Origin of the sequence: Hydrogenophaga sp. NH-16 (genome assembly GCF_004006415.1) — a bacterium.
Taxonomy (GTDB): domain Bacteria; phylum Pseudomonadota; class Gammaproteobacteria; order Burkholderiales; family Burkholderiaceae_C; genus Hydrogenophaga; species Hydrogenophaga pseudoflava.
In genome coordinates this window covers 1,354,405-1,376,718 of the sequence record NZ_CP029344.1, presented here as the reverse complement: position 1 = coordinate 1,376,718, position 22,314 = coordinate 1,354,405, and the positions used below count along the sequence as shown (strand labels likewise).

The following is a 22,314-nucleotide window of genomic DNA, read 5'->3' as shown; positions in this document are numbered from 1 at the left end:
GACGGCGGTGAACGACCCATGGGTACACCAAACCGTACTGCTGAACGAGGCTGTGGAAGCACTCTCCGTTCGGTCCGACGGACAGTATGTGGACGCCACCTTCGGCCGTGGCGGACATTCGCGCGCCATCCTGGGGCGGCTGGCCGCGTCGGGGCGGCTGACGGCGTTCGACAAGGACCCGCAGGCGATCGCTGTGGGCGAGGCACTGGCGGCTGCCGACCCGCGGTTTGTCATCCGTCACCAGGGCTTCCGGCAACTGGGCGAGCTTGGGCCGCAGAGTGCGGACGGGGTGTTGATGGACCTGGGTGTGAGTTCTCCCCAGATCGACGACCCCGAAAGGGGTTTTTCTTTTCGTCACGAAGGTCCTCTGGACATGCGCATGGACACCACGCGCGGACAGAGCGTCGCCCAATGGCTGGAAACGGCCGATGTGTCCACCCTGTCGGAGGTCATCCGTGAATACGGCGAAGAACGGTTTGCTCAACAGGTTGCAAAGGCGATTGATCGTCGCCGACAGGAACGGGGCCCTCTTCGAACCACCCGCGAGCTGGCCGAAGTCGTGGCTGGCGCGGTCAAAACCCGCGAGCCGGGCAAGGACCCTGCAACGCGCACATTTCAGGCTTTTCGGATTTTCATCAACGCCGAGCTTGAAGAGCTGCAACAAGCGCTAGAGGACAGCCTTCATGTCTTGCGTCCCGGAGGTCGGCTGGTCGTGATCAGCTTCCATTCGCTGGAAGACCGCATGGTCAAACAGTTCATGGCGCGCCACTCGCGCGCCGTGGTAGACCGGCGCGTGCCCTTCGCCGAGCCGGCGCCCACGCGCCTGGCCGAGGTGCACCGGGTGATGCCTTCGCAGGCCGAGGTCGAGGGCAATCCGCGCGCTCGCAGCGCCGTGATGCGTGTGGCCACGCGCACGGAGGTGGCGGCATGATCCGGCTCAACCTCATGCTGCTCGCGGCCGTGATGGCCAGTGCCTTCTACCTGGTGCACACCCAGTACGAATCGCGCCGCCTCTACACGGCCATCGACAAGGCCAATGCCCAGGCGCACCGTCTGGCGGCCGATCACGAGCAGTTGCAGGTGCAGAAGCGCGAACAGGCGACGCCGGCCCGGGTGCAGCAGCTGGCTGTGCGCCAGCTCAAGATGCGCCCGGTCACGCCGGGCATCACCGAATACGTCACCGTCAACGAGCCGGCGCCTGCGGCCGGAGCGGCGGAGGGCGCGCGATGAGCAAATCCCGACACCGCGCCATCAACTACAGCGCCAGCCCTTTGCTAGCCAGCAAGACGCCGGTCTGGCGCAGCAAGTTCGTCGTGGCCCTGCTGGCGCTGGCGTTTGCCGGTCTGGCTGGCCGGGCGGCCTACGTGCAGGTGTTCGGCAACGAGTTCTTCCAGCGCCAGGGCGAGGTGCGTTTTGCCCGCACGCTGGAACTGCCCGCCAATCGCGGCCGGGTGCTGGACCGCAATGGCCTGATCCTCGCCTCCAGTGTGGTGGCGCAAAGCATCTGGGCCATTCCAGAGGACGTGGACAAGTCCGAGCCCAAGCTCAAGGATCTGGCGAAGCTGCTGGAGATGCCGCTGAGCGCCCTGAGGAAGAAGCTGGCCAATGAAGACAAGACCTTTGTCTGGGTCAAGCGCCAGGTCGACGAGCCGATCGCCAAGGAGATCGCTGCCCTGGGGATCAAGGGCATCTACCAGCGCCGTGAGTACAAGCGCCAGTACCCCGAAGGGGAAGCGGCAGCGCATGTGGTGGGCTTCACCAACGTGGAAGACCGTGGCCAGGAGGGTGTCGAGCTGGCCTTCAACTCCCAGCTGGCCGGCAAGGCCGGTTCGCGCCGGGTGATCAAGGACCGCCTGGGGCGTGTGATCGAGGACGTGCGCGACGTGATCCCGCCGGTCGACGGGCCGGACCTGCAGCTGTCCATCGACAGCAAGGTCCAGTTTTTCGCCTATGAGAAGCTGCGTGAGGCGGTCAAGGAGAACAAGGCCAAGGCCGGCAGCGTGATCGTGCTGGATGCCCAGACCGGCGAGGTGCTGGCGCTGGCCAATTTCCCCAGCTACAACCCCAACAAGCGCGTCAACCTCAGCGGCGAGCAACTGCGCAACCGCGTGCTGACGGACAGCTTCGAGCCCGGCTCCACGATGAAGCCCTTCATCGCGGCGCTGGCGCTGGAGAAGGGTTTGGTCCGGCCCACCACGCAGATTCAGACTGCGCCCGGACGCGTCACCATCGGCGGCTCGACCATCAGCGACGCCCACCCGCACGAGGTGCTGACGGTCAACGAGATCATCCAGAAGTCGAGCAACGTCGGCACCGTCAAGATGGCGATGCAGATGCATCCGCGCGAGATGTGGGAGACCTACGCCCAGGCCGGTTTCGGCCAGAAGCCGCAGGTGCCGTTCCCCGGCGCCGTGTCGGGCCGTCTGCGGCCGTACAAGACCTGGCGCCCCATCGAACAGGCCACCATGAGTTACGGCTACGGCCTGTCGGCGTCGCTGTTCCAGCTGGCGCAGGCCTACACGATCTTCGCCCGCAACGGCGAGCTGATCCCGGTGAGCATGCTCAAGACCGAGGGCCCCGCCACAGGCGTGCGGGTGTTCAGCGAGAAGAACGCGGTGGCGGTGCGCAAGATGCTGGAGCTGGCCACCGGCCCCGGCGGCACTGCGCCCAAGGCACAGACCATGGGCTATTCGGTGGGCGGCAAAACCGGCACGGCCCACAAGCAGGAGGGCAAGGGCTACGCCGCCAACAAGTACCGCAGCTGGTTCGTGGGCATCGCGCCCATTGAGCAGCCGCGCATCGTGGTGGCGGTGATGATCGACGAGCCGTCCAACGGGGTCTACTTCGGCGGACTGGTCGCGGCGCCGGTGTTCAGCGAGACGGTGCAGCAGACCCTGCGCATCCTTGGCGTGCAGCCGGACATGAACGTCAAGCCTCAGATCGTGACCGAAGTGGTCGAGGAGTCGTTCTGATGTCTCAGCACAGCGATCCCCGCCACATTGCCCGCTGGTTGCGTGAGCGCGTGACCGGCGAGCTGCAGTGCGACAGCCGCCGGGTGCGCCCGGGCGATGCCTTTGTGGCCTGGCCGGGTTTTGCGACCGATGGCCGCCGGTTTGTGCCCGCTGCCCTGCAGGCCGGGGCCACGGCGGTGCTGGTCGAGGCCGAAGGCGTGGAGGCCTTGGGCTTCAGCGACGAACGGGTGCGGGCGGTGCCCGGGCTCAAGGCGCTGGCGGGTCCGATCGCGAGCGCTTACCACGGCGATCCCAGTGCGTCGCTGGACCTCGTGGCCTTCACGGGCACCAACGGCAAGACCTCGTCGGCCTGGTGGATGGCGCAGCTGCTCAACGCCGTGGGGCGCGGGTGCGCGGTGGTCGGCACCCTGGGCATCGGCCGCCCGCCGGCGACCGGAGAGCGCAGCCACACCCTGGTCCCAACCGGCCTGACCACGCCCGATCCGGTGCTGCTGCAGGCGCGGTTGCGTGGCATGGTCGACGAAGGGCTGTCGGCCTGTGCCATCGAGGCCTCGTCCATCGGCCTGGTCGAGGGCCGTCTCAACGCCTGCCAGATCCGCGTCGCGGTGTTTACCAATTTCACGCAGGACCACCTGGACTTCCATCGCAGCATGGCCGACTACTGGGAGGCCAAGTCCCGGCTGTTCCACTGGCCCGGCCTGGCGCACGCCGTGGTGAATGTCGACGACGACCAGGGCATGGTGCTGGACCAGGCCCTGGCCGGTTGCCCGTCGCTGAGCCGCTGGAGTGTCGGCATCGAGCGCACGGCGCGACTGATGGCACGCGACGTCCGCTACACCGACCACGGCATGCGCTTCGTGGTGGTCGAGCACGACGCCCGCGGGGTCGAGGTGGACCGGGGCGACCTCGCGCTGGACCTGATCGGTCACTACAACGTGTCGAACCTGCTGGGGGTGATCGCTGCGGCGCGCGCCCTGGGGGTGTCGCTGGCCGAGACCCTGCGCGCCTGCGCCGTGCTCAGCCCGGTGCCCGGACGCATGGAGCAGGTGCCGGCCATGACCGGCCAGCCGCTGGTGCTGGTGGACTACGCCCACACGCCGGACGCTCTGGAGAAGGCCTTGCGGGCTCTGCAGCCGGTGGCCCGTCAGCGCGGAGGCGACCTGTGGGCGATCGCCGGGTGCGGTGGTGACCGCGACCCGGGCAAGCGGCCGCTGATGGCCGCGGTGGCCGAGCGCGAGGCCCAACGGGTGGTGCTGACCAGCGACAACCCGCGCACCGAAGACCCGGCCGAGATCCTGCGGCAGATGGCAGCGGGGCTGGCGCATCCGGCATCGGCGCAGATCGAGGCCGACCGCGGCCAGGCGATCGTGCAGGCGGTGATGGCGGCCGGTGCGCGCGACGTGCTGCTGATCGCGGGCAAGGGGCACGAGGATTACCAGGAGGTCATGGGCGTCAAGCGCCCGTTCTCCGATCTGGAGCAGGCGCAGTTGGCCTTGGCGAAGCGCATGGCGGCAGGAGGTGCGGCATGAAGGCCCTGCAGCAACTGCTGCCCCGCCTGACCGGCGCGCGCACGGTGGGCGAGTTGCCGCCGTCGATCCGCCGCGTGCACACCGACACCCGCAGCCTGCAGCCCGGCGACCTGTTCGTGGCGCTCAAGGGCGAGCGCTTCGACGCCCACGACTTTCTGCCGCAGGCCCAGGCCGCCGGCGCCGTGGCGGCCATCGCCCACGCGGGCCTGGCGGCGGCCGGCCTGCCGGGCGCCGAGGTGCCGGACACGCGCCTGGCCCTGGGCGAGCTGTCGCGGCTGTGGCGCGAACAGTTTTCGCTGCCGCTGATCGCCGTGACCGGCAGCAACGGCAAGACCACGGTGACGCAGATGATCGCGTCCATCCTGCGGGCGGCGGCGGGCGATGCGGCCCACGCCACGCAGGGCAACCTGAACAACGACATCGGGGTGCCGCTGACCCTGCTCCGGCTGCGGCCCGAGCACCGGCTGGCGGTGATCGAGCTGGGCATGAACCACCCCGGCGAGATTCCCTACCTGGCCGCCCTGGCCCAGCCGACGGTGGCCCTGGTCAACAACGCGCAGCGCGAGCACCAGGAGTTCATGGGCACGGTGGAGGCGGTGGCGCGCGAAAACGGCGCGGTCATCGCTGCCCTGCAGGCCACGGGTGTGGCCGTGTTTCCTTCCGACGACGAGCATTCGGTCCTCTGGCGCGCACTGGCCGACGGGCGCCGCGTGCTCACCTTCAGCGACACCGACCCGAAGGCCGAAGTGCGGGCCCTGCGCGCCGAGTGGCGCGACGGCGCCTGGGCGCTGGACTTCGCGACGCCTTCCGGCGCCGGCGCGTGCCGGTTGCACATCGCCGGTCGCCACAACGTGCGCAACGCCCTGGCCGCGGCCGCCTGCGCCCTGGCCGCGGGTGTGGCGCTGCGCGACATCGAACGCGGCCTGGAAACCTTCGAGCCGGTGGGCGGGCGCTCGCGCGCTCTGGCGCTGCCGTTGGGTGGCCGCACGCTGACCCTGGTGGACGACACCTACAACGCCAACCCCGACTCCGTCGTCGCCGCCATCCGCGTGCTGGCCGAACTGCCGGCGCCGCGCCTGCTGGTGCTGGGCGACATGGGCGAGGTGGGCGAGCAGGGGCTGGCCTTCCACCTGGAGGTGCTGCGCCACGCCATGACCTCGGGCATCGAGGCCGTGCACTGCAGCGGCGACTGGATGGCGCAGGCGGTGCAGGCCATGCAGGCCGCCGGCGAGGCCGCGCCACGCCACTGGACCGACGTGTCGGCCCTGGTCGCGCACGTCTGCCACGCGGTGTCGGCGCCGCAGCCCTCGCCGGTGCTGAGCGTGCTGGTCAAGGGGTCGAGGTTCATGCGCATGGAGCGGGTCGTGCAGGGGCTGCAGGCCCTGGTCACGCCCGACGGACAGAACAACAACCACAAGGACACCTCCCATGCTGCTTAGCCTGGCCCTCTGGCTGCAAAGCCTGGGACCCGAATTCGGGTTCCTGCGGGTCTTTCAGTACCTCACGTTCCGCGCGGTGATGGCCGCACTGACGGCGCTCATCGTCGGCCTGGTGGCCGGCCCGTACTTCATCCGCCGGCTGACCGCGCTCAAGATCGGCCAGCCGATCCGCGGTTACGCCATGCAGACCCACCTGAGCAAGAGCGGCACGCCGACCATGGGGGGCGTGCTGATCCTGTTTTCCATCGCACTGTCCACCGTTCTCTGGTTCGACCTGACCAACCGTTTTGTCTGGATCGTGCTGGTGGTGACCCTGGGTTTTGGCGCCATCGGCTGGGCCGACGACTGGCGCAAGGTGGTGCACAAGAACCCCGAGGGCATGCGCTCGCGCGAGAAGTACTTCTGGCAGTCGCTGATCGGTCTGCTGGCCGCGTTCTACCTGGTGTTCAGCGTCTCGGGCACCACCAACCTGCGGGTGATCGAGCTGTTCTTCCAGTGGGTGCTCTCGGGCTTCACGGTCGAGCTGCCGCCGCAGGCCGGGCTCATGGTGCCGTTCTTCAAGGAAATCAGCTACCCGCTGGGCGTGTTCGGCTTCGTGGTGATGACCTACCTGGTCATCGTCGGCGCCAGCAACGCGGTCAACCTCACCGACGGTCTGGACGGCCTGGCCATCATGCCGGTGGTGATGGTGGGCTCGGCGCTGGGCGTGTTCGCCTACGTCACCGGCAGCTCGGTGTTCTCCAAGTACCTGCTGCTGCCCTACATCCCTGGTGCGGGCGAACTGCTGATCTTCTGCGCCGCCATGGCCGGCGCCGGCCTGGCCTTCCTCTGGTTCAACACCCACCCGGCCCAGGTGTTCATGGGCGACGTCGGCGCGCTGGCCCTGGGTGGCGCGCTGGGCACCATCGCCGTGATCGTGCGGCAGGAAATCGTGCTGGCCATCATGGGCGGCATCTTCGTGGTCGAGGCCCTGTCGGTGATGCTGCAGGTGAGCTGGTTCAAGTACACGAAGAAGAAATACGGCGAAGGCCGGCGCCTGTTCCAGATGGCGCCGCTGCACCACCACTTCGAGAAAAAGGGCTGGAAAGAAACGCAGGTGGTGGTCCGCTTCTGGATCATCACCATGCTGCTGTGCCTGGTCGGCCTGTCCACCCTGAAGCTGCGTTGACACCCCGATGAACGCCCTTCAAGACCAACACGTCCTGATCCTCGGCCTCGGCATCTCCGGGCTGTCGATGGCGCGCTGGTGCGTGCGCCATGGGGCGCAGGTCACCGTGGCCGACACGCGCGAGAGCCCGCCGTCGCTGGCGGCGCTGCGCGCCGAGTGCCCGTCGGTCGATTTCGTGCACGGTGCCTTCGACGAGACCCTGCTGGCGCGCGCGGCCTGGAACGTGATCGCGCGCAGCCCCGGCCTGCCGCCCGAGCAGCTGGCGCCCGCCCGCGCCTGGGCGCAGTCGCACGGGGCGGCCTTCGTCGGCGAGCTGGAACTGTTCGCGCAGGCGCTGTGCGACCTGTCGCAGCGCGAGGAGCTGCCCTACCGCCCGAAGCTGCTGGCCATCACCGGCACCAACGGCAAAACCACCGTGACCTCGCTGACCGGCCTGCTGCTGCAGCGCGCCGGGCTGCGGGTGGCCGTGGCCGGCAACATCGGGCCGGCGCTGCTGGACGTGCTGTCGGCGTCGCTGGACGCGGAGCGCGAAGCCGCCGCACAGGACGTCGCCCGCGCGGCGGAGGAAGCGGCACAGGCCCCCACCGACGTGGTGCAGGACACCTCGGAGGTGCCTGCCAGCGCCGAGGTCGACGATGACGTGGAAGAGAGCGATGCGCTGCAGGAAGCTGCTGCTGCGGCGGACGAGGAGGGACCGACGCTGCTGGTGCCTCCTCCACCGCCCGAGCCCGAACCGCCCCACCTGCCGCAGGCCTGGGTGCTCGAACTCTCCAGCTTCCAGCTCGACGGCACGGCCGGTGGTCCCTGGGACCGCGTGCCCACGGCCGCGACGGTGCTCAACATCACCGAAGACCACCTGGACTGGCACGGCTCGATGGCCGCTTACGCCCAGGCCAAGGCCGCCGTGTTCGGCACGCGGGCGCTCATGCTGCTCAACCGCGAAGACCCGCTGGTGGCCGCCATGGCGCCGGGCATGGTCACGGTCAAGATCGGTGGCCGCAACCGCCAGCAGCCGGCCCGCCCCTGGACCAGCTTCGGTCTGGACACCCCGGTGCGCGCGGGCGACTGGGGCATCGAGTCGGTCAATGGCATGGACTGGCTGGTGCGGGCGCTGGCCCTGGACGAAACCCGCCAGCGCGGGCGTGGCCAGGACGCCGGCGAAGAGATCTACTTCCAGCGCCTGATGCCGGTGGATGCGCTGCGCATCCGCGGTCGCCACAACGCTGCCAACGCGCTGGCGGCGCTGGCGCTCGCCACTTCCACCGGTGCGCCGCTGGCCCCGATGCTGCACGGCCTGCGCGAGTACCGCGGCGAGCCGCACCGCGTCGAGCCCATCGGCATCCTGGACGACATCGAATACTTCGACGACAGCAAGGGCACCAATGTCGGCGCTACGCTGGCCGCCATCCGCGGCCTGGGCGTCGATCGGCGCCTGGTGGTCATCCTCGGCGGCGACGGCAAGGGCCAGGACTTCGGCCCACTGGCGGAGCCGCTGGCCCGCCACGCACGCGCCGTGGTGCTGATCGGGCGCGACGGCCCCAGGATCCGCGAGCAGATCGCCGAGGCGCTGCAGCAGGCCGGCGTGCCGATGGTCGAGGCTGAGACGATGCCCGGCGCGGTGACCCTGTCCGCCCAGCTGGCCCAGGCCGGGGATGCGGTGCTGATGTCGCCCGCCTGCGCGAGTCTGGACATGTTCCGCGACTACAAGCACCGTGCCGACGTGTTCATTGAGGCGGTGCGTGCGCTGGCCGATGAGCGCGGTGTGATGCTGGGAGGGGAGTCGTGAAGGCCGCCCTCGCCAGCTTCCTGCAGCGCCTGCGCACCACCCTGGGCGGCAAGATGCCCGCGCTCGTGGGCCTGGGCAACGCGCTCGGCACCGATGGCCTGCCGGTGCGCCTGTCCAGCCGGACCTACGCCGGCCTGCGCCAGCGGCCCGTGCGCGAGCTGGGCTTCGACCAGCCCCTGCTGTGGGTGGTGGTGGCCTTGCTGGCCTGGGGCCTGGTGATGGTCTATTCGGCCTCCATCGCGCTGCCCGACAACCCCCGCTTCGCCAACTACGCCCAGACCCACTTCGCGCTGCGGCACGGCCTGTTCATCGTGATCGGTCTGGTGGCCGCGTTGATCGCGTTCCAGGTCCCGATGCAGACCTGGGAGCGTTACGCGCCCTGGCTGTTCGCGCTGGCACTGCTGCTGCTGGTGGTGGTGCTGATTCCCTTCATCGGCAAGGGCGTGAATGGCGCCCGCCGCTGGATTCCGCTGGGGGTCATCAACTTCCAGCCCTCCGAGCTGGCCAAGCTCACCATCCTGCTGTACGCCGCCGACTACATGGTGCGCAAGATGGACGTGAAGGAGCGCTTCTTCCGCGCCGTGGCGCCGATGGCCGTGGCATTGGCCGTGGTGGGCATGCTGCTGCTGGCCGAGCCCGACATGGGCGCGTTCATGGTGATCGTGGTGATCGCCATGGGCATCCTGTTCCTGGGCGGCGTCAACGCCCGCATGTTCTTCCTGATCGTGCTGGTGGTGGTGACCGCGTTCGCTCTGATGGTGATGATGAGCGAGTGGCGGCGCGAGCGCATCTTCGCCTACCTCGACCCCTGGTCCGAGCAGTACGCGCTGGGCAAGGGCTACCAGCTGTCGCATTCGCTGATCGCCTTCGGCCGCGGCGAGATCTTCGGTGTCGGCCTCGGCGGCAGCGTGGAGAAGCTGCACTGGCTGCCCGAGGCGCACACCGACTTCCTGCTCGCGGTGGTGGGCGAGGAGTTCGGTCTGGTGGGCGTGACCATCATCATCGCCGCCTTCCTCTGGCTGGTGCGGCGCATCGTGCTGATCGGGCGCCAGGCGATTGCGCTGGACCAGGTGTTCGCCGGGCTGGTGGCCCAGGGCGTGGGGCTGTGGATCGGCTTCCAGGCCTTCATCAACATCGGCGTGAACCTCGGCGCCCTGCCCACCAAGGGCCTGACCCTGCCGCTGATGAGCTACGGCGGCTCGGCCATCCTGCTGGAGCTGGTGGCGCTGGCCATCGTGCTGCGGGTGGACCACGAGAACCGCCTGCTGATGAAGGGAGGCCGCTCATGAGCAGCGTCCACCAGGGTCAGCCCTGCGCCCTCATCATGGCCGGCGGGACCGGTGGCCACATCTTCCCGGGCCTCGCCGTGGCCGAAGCCCTGCGCGAAAAAGGCTGGCGCGTGCACTGGCTGGGTTCGCCGGGCAGCATGGAAAGCCGCCTGGTGCCACCGCGCGGCATCCCGCTGGAGCTGATCGACTTCGGCGGCGTGCGTGGCAAGGGCCTGTCCACCCTGGTGCTGCTGCCGTTGCGCCTGCTCAAGGCGTTCGCGCAGGCTTTCGCCATGATCGGGCGCGTGAAGCCCGACGTGCTGGTCGGCCTGGGCGGCTACATCACTTTCCCGGGCGGCATGATGGGCGTGCTGCGCGGCAAGCCGCTGGTGCTGCACGAGCAGAACTCGGTGGCTGGCATGGCCAACAAAGTGCTCTCGGGCATCGCTGACCGCGTGTTCACCGCCTTCCCGAACGTGTTCAGGAAGGCCGAGTGGGTGGGCAACCCACTGCGCGCCGAGTTCCTGCGGCAGGCCGCCCCCGCCGAGCGTTTCGCGGGCCGCAGCGGTCCGCTGCGGCTGCTGGTGGTGGGGGGCAGCCTGGGCGCGAAGGCGCTCAACGACACCGTGCCGCAGGCGCTGGCGCTGCTGCCCGAGGACGAGCGCCCGGTGGTGGTTCACCAGAGCGGCGAGAAGCAGATCGAGGCGCTGAAGGCCAACTACGCGGCGGCCGGCGTGCAGGCCGAGCTCACGCCTTTCATCGACGACACCGCCGCAGCCTTTGCCCATGCCGACCTGATCGTCTGCCGGGCCGGCGCTTCCACGGTGACCGAGATCGCCGCGGTGGGTGCCGCCGCACTGTTCGTGCCTTTCCCGCATGCGGTCGACGACCACCAGACCACCAACGCCCGTTTTCTGGTCGAAGCGGGTGGCGCCTGGCTGGTGCCGCAGACCGAACTCACGGCGCAGTCGCTGGCCGAGCGCCTGCGTTCGGTGAACCGCGCACAACTTTTGGAGATGGCCATCAAGGCCAAACAGATGGAAAAAACACAGGCCGTGGCCGCCGTGGTGGTGGCCTGCGAGCAACTCGCGAAAGTGAAGGCGTCATGAAGCACGCGATCCGGCACATCCATTTCGTGGGCATCGGCGGCTCGGGCATGAGCGGCATCGCCGAGGTGCTGCTCAACCAGGGCTACGTGGTCTCGGGCACCGACCTGGGCGAGAACGCGGCCACGCGGCGCCTGGTCTCGCTGGGCGCAACGGTGCACAAGGGCCACGACGCGAAGTTCATTGAAGGTGCCGACGCCATCGTCACCTCCACCGCGGTCAGGGACGACAACCCCGAGGTGGTCGCGGCGCACGCAAAGCTCATTCCGGTGGTGCCGCGCGCGGTGATGCTGGCCGAGCTGATGCGCATGAAGAAGGGCGTGGCCATTGCCGGCACCCACGGCAAGACCACCACCACCAGCCTGGTGGCCAGCGTGCTGGCCGCCGCCGGCATGGACCCGACCTTCGTGATCGGCGGGCGCCTGAACAGCGCCGGCGCCAATGCGCAGCTGGGCTCGGGCGAGTACATCGTGGTCGAGGCCGACGAGTCGGACGCCTCGTTTCTGAACCTGCTGCCGGTGCTGTCGGTCGTCACCAACATCGACGCCGATCACATGGACACCTACGGGCACGACTTCGGCAAGCTCAAGTCGGCCTTCGTGGACTTCCTGCACAAGATGCCGTTCTACGGCGCCGCCGTGGTCTGCGTGGACGACCCGGCGATCCGCGACATCCTGCCGCGCATCGCGCGGCCGATCACCCGCTACGGCTTCTCGGAAGATGCCCAGCTGCGCGCGGTCGACGTGCAGGCGGTCGGTGGGCAGATGCACTTCAGCGTGCTGCGCGAGGACGGCCAGCCGCCGCTGCCGGTGGTACTGAACCTGCCGGGCATGCACAACGTGCTCAATGCGCTCGCCGCCATCGGCATTGCCGAGGAGCTGGGGGTGCCGGACGCCGCGGTTCAGCAGGCGCTGGCCGAGTTCAAGGGTGTGGGCAGGCGCTTCCAGCGCTATGGCGAGGCCGCGCTGCCCGCGGGCGGCACCGCCACCCTGGTGGACGACTATGGTCACCACCCGGTGGAGATGGCGGCCACGCTGGCGGCCGCGCGCGGCGCCTTCCCGGGCCGCCGCCTGGTGCTGGCCTTCCAGCCGCACCGCTACAGCCGCACCCGCGACTGCTTCGAGGATTTCGTGAAGGTGATCGGCCAGGCCGATGCGGTGCTGCTGGCCGAGGTCTACGCCGCAGGCGAGGCGCCCATCGTGGCGGCCGACGGTCGTTCGCTGGCCCGCGCGCTGCGCGTGGCCGGCAAGGTGGAGCCGGTGTTCGTGGACGACATCGCGGCCATGCCGCAGGCGGTGCTGGACAACGCGCGCGACGGCGACGTGGTGCTGTGCATGGGCGCCGGTTCGATCGGCGCGGTGGCCGGGCAGGTGGTCGACCTGGCCGGCAAGGACAAGGTTTGAACGTGGGAGTTGTTGTGAAACCCATCGATGTGAAGGCACTCGGCAAGGTGGCCGTGTTGCTGGGCGGGCGCTCCGCCGAACGCGAGGTCTCGCTGATGTCCGGCACCGGTGTGCTGGCCGCGCTGAAGTCCAAGGGGGTGGACGCGCACGCCTTCGATCCGGCCGAACGCGACCTGTCCGAGCTCAAGCGCGACGGGTTTGACCGCGTCTTCATCGCGCTGCACGGCCGCTTCGGCGAGGACGGCACGGTGCAGGGCGCGCTGGAGCTGCTGGGCATTCCCTACACCGGCTCGGGCGTGATGGCCTCCAGCGTGGCCATGGACAAGCTCATGACCAAGCGCATCTGGATCGCCGAAGGCCTGTCGACGCCGGCCTGGCGCCAGGTGCACAGCGCGGCCGAGACCCGCGCCGCCTTCGAGGCGCTGGGCTCGCCGATGATCGTCAAGCCGGTGCGCGAGGGCTCGACCATCGGCCTGACCAAGGTGACGACCCTGGAGCAGTGCGACGCGGCCTATGCGCTGGCCTCGGGCCAGGACCCGATGGTGATGTGCGAGCAGTTCATCGCTGGAGACGAAGTCACGATTCCGGTGCTCGGCACGGGGGCGTCGGCCCGCGCGCTGCCGGTGATCCGCATCGTGGCGCCCGATGGCAACTACGACTACCAGCACAAGTACTTCACCGACGACACGCAGTACCTCGTGCCCTGCGGCCTGCCCGAGGGCGAGGAAGCTGCGATCCAGGCGCTGGTGCTCAAAGCCTTCCGCGCGCTGGACTGCCGCGGCTGGGCGCGTGCCGATGTGATGATCGACGCCGCCACGCGCAAGCCCTGGCTGCTGGAAATCAACACCTCGCCCGGCATGACCGGCCACTCGCTGGTGCCGATGTCGGCGCGTGCGACCGGCCTGTCCTACGAGGACCTCTGCCTGACCGTGCTGGCGACTGCTTCGCTGGACAACGCCAAGGCCTGAAGCACGCACCATGCAGCACACCGACCTGCCCCTGGACATCCGACTCATGACCGTGGTCACGCGTGGCCTGGTCGTGGTCTTTGTCCTGCTCTGCCTGGGCGCGGTCGGCACCTGGATCGCGCGCCACCCGGCCTGGACCCTCAAGGGCATCAGCGTGCAGGGCGACCTGGGCCATCAGAACGCCGTCGGTCTGCGGGCGCAGCTCGCGACCCCGCTGCGCAAGCTGGAAGGCAGCTTCCTGACCCTGGACCTGCAGCAGGTGCGCCGGATGTTCGAGGCCGTGCCCTGGGTGCGCCACGCCCGGGTGCAGCGCGAGTTTCCCAACCGCTTGCGGGTCACGCTGGAAGAGCACGAGGCCGTGGCCTGGTGGGGCCAGTCCGGCTCGGGCCAGCTGGTCAGCCGCCTGGGCGAGGTGTTCGAGGCCAGCCCCGACGAAGGCGACGGCCTGCCCGAACTGGCCGGGCCGCCGGAGCAGGCGCCGCTGGTGTGGACCCTGTACCAGAGCCTGTCCGAAGAAGTCGCCCGGCTGGACCGGACCCTGGTCCGCCTGGAACTCAACGAGCGGGGCAGCTGGCGCGCCGAACTGGACAACGGCACCCGCCTGGAACTCGGGCGGGGCGACAGCGACGAGCTGCTCGCGCGCACGCGCCGCTTCACCACCACGGTGGGGCAACTGGCGCAGCGCTATCCCGGTGCCCTGCAGTCGGTGGACCTGCGTTACCCCAATGGCTACGCCCTGCGCGTGCAGGGCGTGACGACCGTGACCGAAGACACCCCTGCGACCCCAACACGAAACCGCTGAACAGACAACGATCATGGCCAAGGAATACAAGGATTTGGTGGTGGGACTGGACATTGGCACCGCCAAGATCATGGTGGTGGTGGCCGAAGTCCAGACCAACGGCGAGCTGAAGCTGGCCGGGCTGGGGGTGTCCGCCAGTCACGGCCTCAAGCGCGGCGTGGTGGTCAACATCGACGCCACCGTGCAGAGCATCCAGCAGGCGCTCAAAGAGGCCGAGCTGATGGCCGACTGCCGCATCGCCCGCGTCTACACCGGCATCACCGGCAGCCACATCCGCGGCATCAACAGCAGCGGCATGGTGGCCATCAAGGACCGCGAGGTGACCACCGCCGACGTGGCGCGCGTGATCGAGACCGCCAAGGCGATCAACATCTCGACCGACCAGCGCCTGCTGCTGGTGGAGCCGCAGGAGTTCGTGATCGACGGCCAGGAGGTCAAGGAGCCGATCGGCATGAGCGGCATCCGGCTGGAAGCCAAGGTGCACATCGTCACCGGCGCCCAGAGCGCGGCCGAGAACATCATCAAGTGCGTGCGCCGCTGCGGCCTGGAGGTCGACCAGCTCATGCTCAACCCGCTGGCGTCCAGCCAGGCGGTTCTGACCGACGACGAGAAGGACCTGGGCGTGGCCCTGGTGGACATCGGCGCCGGCACAACGGATGTGGCGATCTTCGCCGGCGGCGCGATCCGCCACACGGCGGTGATTCCGATCGCGGGCGACCTGATCACCAGCGACATCGCCATGGCGCTGCGCACGCCGACCAAGGACGCCGAAGACATCAAGGTGGAGAGCGGCTGCGCCAAGCAGCTGCTGGCCGACCCGGACACCCAGGTCGAGGTGCCCGGTCTGGGCGACCGCGGGCCGCGCATGCTCAGCCGCCAGGCCCTGGCCGGCGTGATCGAGCCGCGCGTTGAAGAGATCTTTGCGCTGGTGCAGCAGGTGGTGCGCGACTCGGGCTTCGAGGAAGTGCTGTCCTCGGGCATCGTGCTCACCGGCGGCAGCGCGGTGATGCAGGGCATGGTCGAACTCGGTGAGGACATCTTCCTCAAGCCGGTGCGCCGCGGCGTGCCGCAGTACACCAGCGCCCTGTCGGACATGGTGGCGCAGCCACGGGCCGCCACCGTCATGGGACTGCTTGAAGAGGCGCGGCTGGCCCGTGTGCGAGGTCACAAGGTGGCGCAGAAGGCGGGCTCCATGCAGAGCGCGCTGGACCGCGTGAAGAACTGGTTTGTGGGGACCTTCTGATGAACACGATCAACACCGGAGCCCGCCGTCTCGACCGCTGCCGCGAATGCACCGGGCCGCCTGGCTGAGGGTTCTCCTCGACAGCTTTCAAACCCCCCGTCAATACAATCGAAACCATGCCCGGACCCCAGCGGAAAAGGGCCTCACAGGAGAGTGACATGAGCATCGAAATGATCGAAGTGGAAGAGTTCAACATGGGTACCCAGATCAAGGTCATCGGCGTCGGAGGCGGTGGCGGCAACGCGGTGGACCATATGATCGACCGCAACGTCCAGGGCGTGGAGTTCATCTGCGCCAACACCGATGCACAGGCGCTCACGCGCAGTCTGGCCAACCGCACCATCCAGCTCGGTGGCACCGGCCTGGGCGCCGGCAGCAAGCCCGAAAAGGGGCGCGAGGCTGCCGAAATGGCGGTCGACGAGATCCGCACCGCCATCAATGGCGCGCACATGCTGTTCATCACCGCCGGCATGGGCGGCGGCACCGGCACCGGCGCCGCGCCGGTCATCGCCCGCGTGGCCAAGGAGATGGGCATCCTGACCGTGGGCGTGGTGACCAAGCCCTTCGACTTCGAAGGCGGCAAGCGCATGCAGAACGCCGACGCCGGCCTGGCTGAGCTGGAAGCCAATGTGGACTCGCTGATCGTGGTGCTCAACGATAAGCTGCTGGAGGTGCTGGGCGACGAAGTCACGCAGAACGAGGCCTTCGCGCATGCGAACGACGTGCTCAAGAATGCGGTCGGCGGCATCGCCGAGATCATCAACGAGTACGGCAACGTGAACGTCGACTTCGAAGACGTGCGCACCGTGATGGGTGAGCCCGGCAAGGCCATGATGGGCACTGCTACCGCCAGCGGCCCGGACCGCGCCCGCATCGCCGCCGAGCAGGCCGTGGCCTGCCCGCTGCTGGATGGTGTGGATCTGTCCGGCGCCAAGGGCGTGCTGGTGCTGGTGACGGCATCGAAGGACAGCCTGAAGCTCAAGGAGTCGAAGGAAGCGATGAACGCCATCAAGGCCTACGCCGCACCGGATGCGCACGTGATCTACGGCGCCGCCTACGACGAAAGCCTGGGCGACGAGATGCGCGTGACCGTGGTGGCCACGGGCCTGAGCCGCGTCGGCGCCCGCCGCACCGCGCCGCCCCTGCAGGTGCTGCGCACGGGCACCGACAACACCCCGTTCACCGTGCCCACGGTCAATGCCGCGGTGGCCGGCACCGGGGCTGCGCAGCCCAACTACGAGACCATGGCCGTGCCGAGCGTGTGGCGCACCAACCGCACCCAGGCGGCGGCCAAGGTCGATGCGCTGGCCTCGGGCGGCATGGACGACTTCGAGATCCCCGCGTTCCTTCGCAAGCAAGCCGATTGAGGATCCCCCCGCGCCGCCTGCGGCGTCACCCCCCAAGGGTGCAACACCTGCGGCCCGGCGAAGCCGGTTCCGCGGTGTTTGCTTGAGGGGAAGGGCGCTCTCGCATATCGCGGGGATAGTTTTTCTGCTCGATGCGAAAACGTTTGCCAACCTAAAATCGACGGATGCTCGCTCAACGCACCCTCAAATCCCTGACCAAGGCGGTCGGCGTCGGCCTGCACGGCGGGCAGCGGGTGGAGCTGACGCTTCGGCCGGCGGCGCCGGACACCGGCATCGTGTTCCGCCGCGTCGACCTGCCCGAACCGGTGGACATCCCGGTCACCGCCGAATCGGTGACCGACACCCGGCTGGCCTCGACCATCTCCAACGGTAGCGTCAAGGTCAACACCATCGAGCACCTGATGAGCGCCTGCGCCGGGCTCGGGCTGGACAACCTCTACATCGACATCACCGCTGAAGAGGTGCCCATCCTCGATGGATCGTCGGCGTCCTTTGTCTACCTGCTGCAGAGCGCCGGCATCGCGCTGCAGAACAAGGCCAAGCGCTTCATCCGCGTGAAGAAGCCGGTGGAGGTGCGCGAGGGTGAGGGGCGCAACCTGAAATGGGCGCGGCTGGACCCGTTCCACGGCTACAAGCTCGCGTTCGAGATCGAGTTCGACCACCCGGCGGTGAACGCCACCGGCCAGCGCGTCGAGTTCGACATGGGCAGCGGCCGCTATGCGCGCGAAATCGCCCGCGCCCGCACCTTCGGTTTCACGCGCGACGTGGAGATGATGCGTTCGCGCGGCCTGGGACTGGGTGGAGGCCTGGACAACGCCATCGTGATGGACGACGTGAAGGTGCTCAACGCCGACGGGCTTCGTTACTCGGACGAGTTCGTCAAGCACAAGATCCTCGACGCCATCGGCGACCTGTACATCGTGGGCAAGCCGCTGCTGGCGGCCTACAGCGCCTTCCGCAGCGGCCACGCGATGAACAACCAGCTGCTGCGCGCCCTGCTGGCCCAGCCCGATGCGTACGAGATCGTGAGCTTCGAGCACGAGCGCGAAGCGCCGCTGGGCTTTGCCCAGCTCGCACCGGCCTGGTGACCGGGCCCATCCGCAACCACCGGTCATGCTGTTGCTGCGTTTCGTCCTGGTCCTGCTGCTGATCGGTTCGGGCGTCTGTTTCGCCGCCTACGCCGTCACACGCAACACCCGCTACCTGCGCTGGGGCTGGATGGTGCTGAAGGTGGCGCTGGCCGCCGCACTCGGCTTCTTCGGCATCCTGTTCCTTGAGCGCATCCTGTAGCTGCGCCACGCATTGATCCGGCGAGGGTGAACCCCATCCAGTGATGCCGTGGAACCGGCTTCGCCGGGCCACAGGCATCGCCCCCTGGGGGGTGACGCCGCAGGCGGCGCGGGGGGGGGTCAATAGTTCCGCCCACCCTTGTAGGCCGCGTGGGTGCGCGCCCGGGTCGGGGCCACCTTGTTGATCGCCGCCACGCTGCGCGCCACCTGTGCGTGGGTGATGCACAGCCCGAGCGCGTCGGCCGCGTCCTTGCCGGGCAGGCCCGGCAGCTGCAGCAGGCGCTTGACCATCTCCTGCATCTGCGCCTTGTCCGCCCGCCCGTAGCCGACCACGGCCTTCTTCAGCTGCAGCGCGGTGTATTCGGCCACCGGCAGGCCGTTGGCCACCAGCGCCGTGAGGCAGCAGCCTCGCGCCTGGCCCAGCAGCAGCGTGGCCTGGGGGTTGACGTTGACGAACACGATCTCGCAGGCCGCCACGCCGGGCTGGTAGCGCTGCACCACCTCGCCTATGCCATCGAACAGGATCTTCAGCCGCTCGGGCAGCAGGGCGCCGTCTTTGGGACTGGTCTGGATGGTGCCGCTGGCGACGTAGTGCAGCGCAGAACCCTCTGCGTCAACCACGCCGAAGCCGGTGCATTGCAGGCCGGGGTCGATGCCGAGGATGCGCATGGCGGGCGGTTCAGAGGTCGAAGGTCCAGCGGACCGAGTGAAAGAACACTGGCGCGGCGAAGCACAGGGCATCGACCCGGTCGAGCACACCACTGGCGCCGGTGACCGAGCGGCCGGCGGCACCCCAGTGGGTCACGCCGCGGTCGCGCTTGATGGCTTTCATGACCAGGTGACCGAGCGAGCCGGCCGCGCAGGCGATCAGCGCCATGGCCAGCGCCCGTCCGGGTTTGAACGGCGTCAGGCCGGCGAGCGCGGCGCCCAGCAGACCGCCGGCCACCAGACCGGCGGCCCAACTGCGCCACTGGAAGCTCTCGCTGATGGCCGGGGCCACCGGCCGGTCCAGCCGGCGCGCCACCAGGTGCTGCACCAGCATGCAGGTCTGCACCACCAGCACCAGGAAGACCAGCAGAAAGGCCATCCGGCCCTCGAAGCCGCGGAACTGCAGCAGCAACAGGGCGGGCACGTGGCTCATGCCGTAGACGCAGACCATGATGCCCCACTGCAGCTTGGCGTTGCGTTCCAGGAAGCGCTGCGGGTCGTTCCCCAGGGCGCTCACCACCGGGATGGCGAGGAACACGTAGACCGGGATGAACACGGTGAACAGGTTGAACTCGCGGTGCCAGACCAGTGCGTACTGCAGCGGCAGCACGATGAAGAAGGCCAGCACCAGGCTGCGGTGATCCCCTCGCCGGGTGGGCGAGAGGCTGATGAACTCGCGCAGCGTGAAGAAGGAAACGATGCCGAACAGCACGATGGCCACGTGTTCGCCCGCCGCCCAGGCAAGCCAGAACACCAGGGTCATCAGCCAGGAGTTGCGCAGCAGGGTGTTGTAGTCCTGCAGCCGGTGGTGCAGGCGCTCGTCCACCTCGGACTGCCGCCGCTCGCGCAGCGAGAGCAGAACGGCCAAGCCGCTGGCCAGGGTCAGCAGTCCGAACAGGACCACGAACAGCAGGCTGACCTGTTGTTCGGCGCTGAGGCTGCGGAGGAAGGAGGTCATGCGGGGCCTACACGTCTCGCAGGGTGACGACGGCGTCCCGGGCGCGCCGCAGGAAGTCGGCGCGGTCCTCGTCGGCGCCGAGCTTCAGGGGCTCGCCGAAGGTGACCGAGCACAGCACCGGCACCGGGATCACCTCGCCTTTGGGAATCACGCGCTGCACGTTGTGGATCCAGGCGGGCACCAGCACCACGTCCGGAAAGCGTCTGGCCAAGTTGTAGAGCCCGGACTTGAAGGGCTGCGGTTCTTCGCCGTGGCCGCGCGTGCCCTCGGGGAAGATGATCAGCGAGTCGCCGCTGTCCAGTGCGTCGATCAGCGGCTGCAGCGGGTCCTCGTCGCCCTTGCGCTCGCGCTCGACATAGACGGCGTTGAACACCGCGGTGGTGATCCAGCGCTTGAAGGTGGAGGCGGTCCAGTAGTCCCGGGCCGCGATGGGCCGGGTGATGCTGCGCAGCTCGGTCGGCAGGGCGGCCCAGATCAGCACCAGGTCGGCGTGGCTCTGGTGGTTGGCAAAGTAGATGCGCTGTTCGGCCTTGGGGGGGCAGCCGTGCCAGCGCGCCTGGGCGCCGGTGAGCGCGCGCACCAGCCCGAGCAGGAACATGCCCATGGCCTGGGCGCGCCAGTTCATGGCGGACTCACATCACCCATGCGCGCGACGATGGTGGCCGTGCGCCGGGACAGGTAGGCCGAGCCCGGGCGGGTTTCAAAGAACTTGGGGCTGGGCAGCATCACCGCCAGCCGGGCGGCCTCATAGGCACTGAGCTTGCTGGCCGGTTTCTTGAAGTACCGCTGGGCGGCCGCCTCGGCCCCGAACACCCCTTCACCCCATTCGACGCTGTTGAGGTAGATCTCCAGGATGCGGCGCTTGGACAGCAAGGCCTCCAGCGTCAGGGTCAGCACCAGCTCCTGGCCTTTGCGCAGCAGGTTGCGCTCGCCCGAGAGCAGCAGGTTCTTGGCCAGTTGCTGGGTGATGGTCGATCCGCCGAGGATCTTGGCCGGCTTGATGGCCTTGAGCGCGGCCTCCGCGGCCTCGGGTTTCTTCGCCAGCTTCTTCTCGATTTGCTCTTGGCGCTTCTCGATCAGCTCCTGCCGGCGTTCGTTCTTGGCCCAGGCGGCCTCGATGGCCTCCCAGTCCACGCCGCCGTGCTCGGCAAAGCCCGCGTCTTCGGAAGCCATGACCGCGCGCTTGAGGTTCGGACTGATGTTGTCGTAGTCGACCCACTGCGAGGACCAGCGCCATTGCTTGTCGGCGGTGGTCAGGCTCTCGGTGGCCACGCGCCAGGCTTCCGAGCGCATGAAGGCGGTGCTCTGCGGATCGATCACCAGCATCAGCGCGATCCGCAGCACGAAAAACAGCTGCAGCGCCACGCCCGCCAGCAGCATCCACAACAACCAACGCCCGAACGAACGCATCACCGCTCCCGACCTACTGCGAACTCATCTGGGTCTGCAGGCCCGCATCCCGGGTGAACCGGAAGCGCGACACGACCACGATCTGGTCGGCGCGCCGGCGCATGGCCTCATTGAACTTGCCGAACTTCAGGCTGCGCACGATCGACTCGGCCCGCCGGTCCAGCGTCAGCGTGCCCGAGGTCTGGACCACCTCGGTGTCCAGCACCGCGCCGGTGTGGTTGACCGTGATGACCATGGTCAGCTCGCCATAGAGCTTGCGCCCGGCCACCTCGGGGAAGTTGGTCGTGCCGCGGTCCTCGATCCGGCGCCGCAGTTCGTCGTAGTAGATCGCGTAGACCTCTTCCCGCGTGGCAGGGCTGATGTAGCGCTTGCGCGGGCGGGCGTTCTCTTCGTTGATGCGCTTTTCGATCTCGGCCAGCAGCTTGGTCAGCAGCTGCCGGCGCTGTTCGCGTTCGACCGATTCCGGGCTGGGGTTGACGGCCTGCAGATCGGGCGGCGGCATGCTCGCCAGCTGTTGCCGGACCTGGGCCAGGATCTGGCTCTGGCGCTCCTTGAGCGCTTCGATCATCTGCTCGTCCTTCTCGGGGGTGTCGCCGATCCGGGCTTGCTGCATGGACGGCAGGGGCGAGGTGGCGCGGCCTTTTTCCACATCCCCACCACCGGCCAGGGAGGCCTGTGCGATGGCCTGCGCCTTGTCCGGCCGGTCGTTGCTCTTCGCGTTGACCAGGATCACTTCCAGCGGCGTGTCCTGGAACACGCGGTTGAAGCCTTCGGGGTCGACGAAGCGCACCGTGAGCAGGGCGGCATGCACCGCCACCGAGATGCCCAGGGCGATCTGGAGCGTGCTCAGCCGCCGCAGGAAGTTCAGAACCGGATTCACGGGCGCGATTATCCGTGC

General features: G+C 68.6%; 21 protein-coding genes. 16 read left to right on the top strand and 5 right to left on the bottom strand.

From position 1 onward, the window contains the following. Positions 1-7: 7 nt before the first annotated feature. The 16 genes from rsmH (at position 8) to DD542_RS23545 (ending at position 18,341) form a co-directional block, all read left to right on the top strand. Positions 8-931, top strand: coding sequence for a 16S rRNA (cytosine(1402)-N(4))-methyltransferase RsmH (rsmH, locus tag DD542_RS06720; protein ID WP_127804612.1), 924 nt, complete (start codon positions 8-10; stop codon positions 929-931). Continuing rightward, positions 928-1,230 carry a cell division protein FtsL gene (gene ftsL / locus DD542_RS06715; RefSeq protein ID WP_127804610.1) on the top strand — a complete coding sequence of 101 codons (303 nt, stop codon included), beginning with the start codon at positions 928-930 and terminating at the stop codon, positions 1,228-1,230. Before rsmH ends, ftsL begins: the two co-directional genes overlap by 4 nt. Then, entirely contained in the window at positions 1,227-2,972 is a 1,746-nt protein-coding gene (locus DD542_RS06710; protein ID WP_079364439.1) for a penicillin-binding protein 2, read from the top strand. Before ftsL ends, DD542_RS06710 begins: the two co-directional genes overlap by 4 nt. After that, complete coding sequence (locus DD542_RS06705; RefSeq protein WP_127804608.1) at positions 2,972-4,501, top strand: UDP-N-acetylmuramoyl-L-alanyl-D-glutamate--2,6-diaminopimelate ligase; 1,530 nt, start codon at positions 2,972-2,974, stop codon at positions 4,499-4,501. The genes DD542_RS06710 and DD542_RS06705 overlap by 1 nt, the downstream gene beginning before the upstream one ends. Continuing rightward, complete coding sequence (gene murF / locus DD542_RS06700) at positions 4,498-5,940, top strand: UDP-N-acetylmuramoyl-tripeptide--D-alanyl-D-alanine ligase (RefSeq protein WP_127804606.1); 1,443 nt, start codon at positions 4,498-4,500, stop codon at positions 5,938-5,940. The genes DD542_RS06705 and murF overlap by 4 nt, the downstream gene beginning before the upstream one ends. Beyond that, positions 5,930-7,108: a phospho-N-acetylmuramoyl-pentapeptide-transferase gene (gene mraY / locus DD542_RS06695; protein WP_127804604.1), complete on the top strand. Its 1,179-nt coding sequence runs from the start codon at positions 5,930-5,932 to the stop codon at positions 7,106-7,108. The genes murF and mraY overlap by 11 nt, the downstream gene beginning before the upstream one ends. 7 nt (positions 7,109-7,115) lie before the next feature. Further along, complete coding sequence (gene murD, locus DD542_RS06690) at positions 7,116-8,894, top strand: UDP-N-acetylmuramoyl-L-alanine--D-glutamate ligase (RefSeq protein ID WP_127804602.1); 1,779 nt, start codon at positions 7,116-7,118, stop codon at positions 8,892-8,894. A 53-nt stretch (positions 8,895-8,947) separates the two neighbouring features. After that, positions 8,948-10,183, top strand: a complete 1,236-nt coding sequence (ftsW, locus tag DD542_RS06685) for a putative lipid II flippase FtsW (protein ID WP_084397188.1) — start codon at positions 8,948-8,950, stop codon at positions 10,181-10,183. Beyond that, positions 10,180-11,271: an undecaprenyldiphospho-muramoylpentapeptide beta-N-acetylglucosaminyltransferase gene (murG, locus tag DD542_RS06680; RefSeq protein WP_127804600.1), complete on the top strand. Its 1,092-nt coding sequence runs from the start codon at positions 10,180-10,182 to the stop codon at positions 11,269-11,271. Before ftsW ends, murG begins: the two co-directional genes overlap by 4 nt. Then, the gene (gene murC / locus DD542_RS06675; protein WP_079364444.1) at positions 11,268-12,671 is read left to right on the top strand and encodes a UDP-N-acetylmuramate--L-alanine ligase; all 1,404 of its coding nucleotides are present in this window, start codon (positions 11,268-11,270) and stop codon (positions 12,669-12,671) included. Before murG ends, murC begins: the two co-directional genes overlap by 4 nt. Before the next feature lie 14 nt (positions 12,672-12,685). Further along, positions 12,686-13,639: a D-alanine--D-alanine ligase gene (locus DD542_RS06670; RefSeq protein WP_241559697.1), complete on the top strand. Its 954-nt coding sequence runs from the start codon at positions 12,686-12,688 to the stop codon at positions 13,637-13,639. A 10-nt stretch (positions 13,640-13,649) separates the two neighbouring features. After that, positions 13,650-14,441, top strand: a complete 792-nt coding sequence (locus DD542_RS06665) for a cell division protein FtsQ/DivIB (protein ID WP_127804596.1) — start codon at positions 13,650-13,652, stop codon at positions 14,439-14,441. Positions 14,442-14,454: 13 nt separating this feature from the next. Beyond that, positions 14,455-15,684 carry a cell division protein FtsA gene (gene ftsA / locus DD542_RS06660; RefSeq protein ID WP_127804594.1) on the top strand — a complete coding sequence of 410 codons (1,230 nt, stop codon included), beginning with the start codon at positions 14,455-14,457 and terminating at the stop codon, positions 15,682-15,684. A 158-nt stretch (positions 15,685-15,842) separates the two neighbouring features. Then, positions 15,843-17,051, top strand: a complete 1,209-nt coding sequence (gene ftsZ, locus DD542_RS06655; RefSeq protein WP_066153500.1) for a cell division protein FtsZ — start codon at positions 15,843-15,845, stop codon at positions 17,049-17,051. A 164-nt stretch (positions 17,052-17,215) separates the two neighbouring features. After that, positions 17,216-18,139: a UDP-3-O-acyl-N-acetylglucosamine deacetylase gene (gene lpxC / locus DD542_RS06650; protein WP_066153498.1), complete on the top strand. Its 924-nt coding sequence runs from the start codon at positions 17,216-17,218 to the stop codon at positions 18,137-18,139. A 25-nt stretch (positions 18,140-18,164) separates the two neighbouring features. Then, positions 18,165-18,341 carry a hypothetical protein gene (locus DD542_RS23545; protein WP_164868359.1) on the top strand — a complete coding sequence of 59 codons (177 nt, stop codon included), beginning with the start codon at positions 18,165-18,167 and terminating at the stop codon, positions 18,339-18,341. 119 nt (positions 18,342-18,460) lie between these two features. Here DD542_RS23545 and ruvC read toward each other — a convergent pair whose 3' ends face one another. From ruvC to DD542_RS06625, 5 genes are read right to left on the bottom strand one after another with little or no spacing between them, the layout of a single operon-like run. Further along, the gene (ruvC, locus tag DD542_RS06645) at positions 18,461-19,009 is read right to left on the bottom strand and encodes a crossover junction endodeoxyribonuclease RuvC (RefSeq protein WP_127804592.1); all 549 of its coding nucleotides are present in this window, start codon (positions 19,007-19,009) and stop codon (positions 18,461-18,463) included. A gap of 10 nt (positions 19,010-19,019) precedes the next feature. After that, complete coding sequence (locus DD542_RS06640; RefSeq protein WP_127804590.1) at positions 19,020-20,006, bottom strand: phosphatidate cytidylyltransferase; 987 nt, start codon at positions 20,004-20,006, stop codon at positions 19,020-19,022. Positions 20,007-20,013: 7 nt separating this feature from the next. Then, positions 20,014-20,631, bottom strand: coding sequence for a lysophospholipid acyltransferase family protein (locus DD542_RS06635; RefSeq protein ID WP_079364446.1), 618 nt, complete (start codon positions 20,629-20,631; stop codon positions 20,014-20,016). Beyond that, a complete protein-coding gene (locus tag DD542_RS06630) occupies positions 20,628-21,416 on the bottom strand; it encodes a transglycosylase domain-containing protein (protein WP_127804588.1) in 789 nt (262 codons plus the stop codon). Before DD542_RS06630 ends, DD542_RS06635 begins: the two co-directional genes overlap by 4 nt. Before the next feature lie 13 nt (positions 21,417-21,429). Continuing rightward, the gene (locus tag DD542_RS06625) at positions 21,430-22,296 is read right to left on the bottom strand and encodes an energy transducer TonB (protein ID WP_241559696.1); all 867 of its coding nucleotides are present in this window, start codon (positions 22,294-22,296) and stop codon (positions 21,430-21,432) included. Positions 22,297-22,314: the final 18 nt, after the last annotated feature.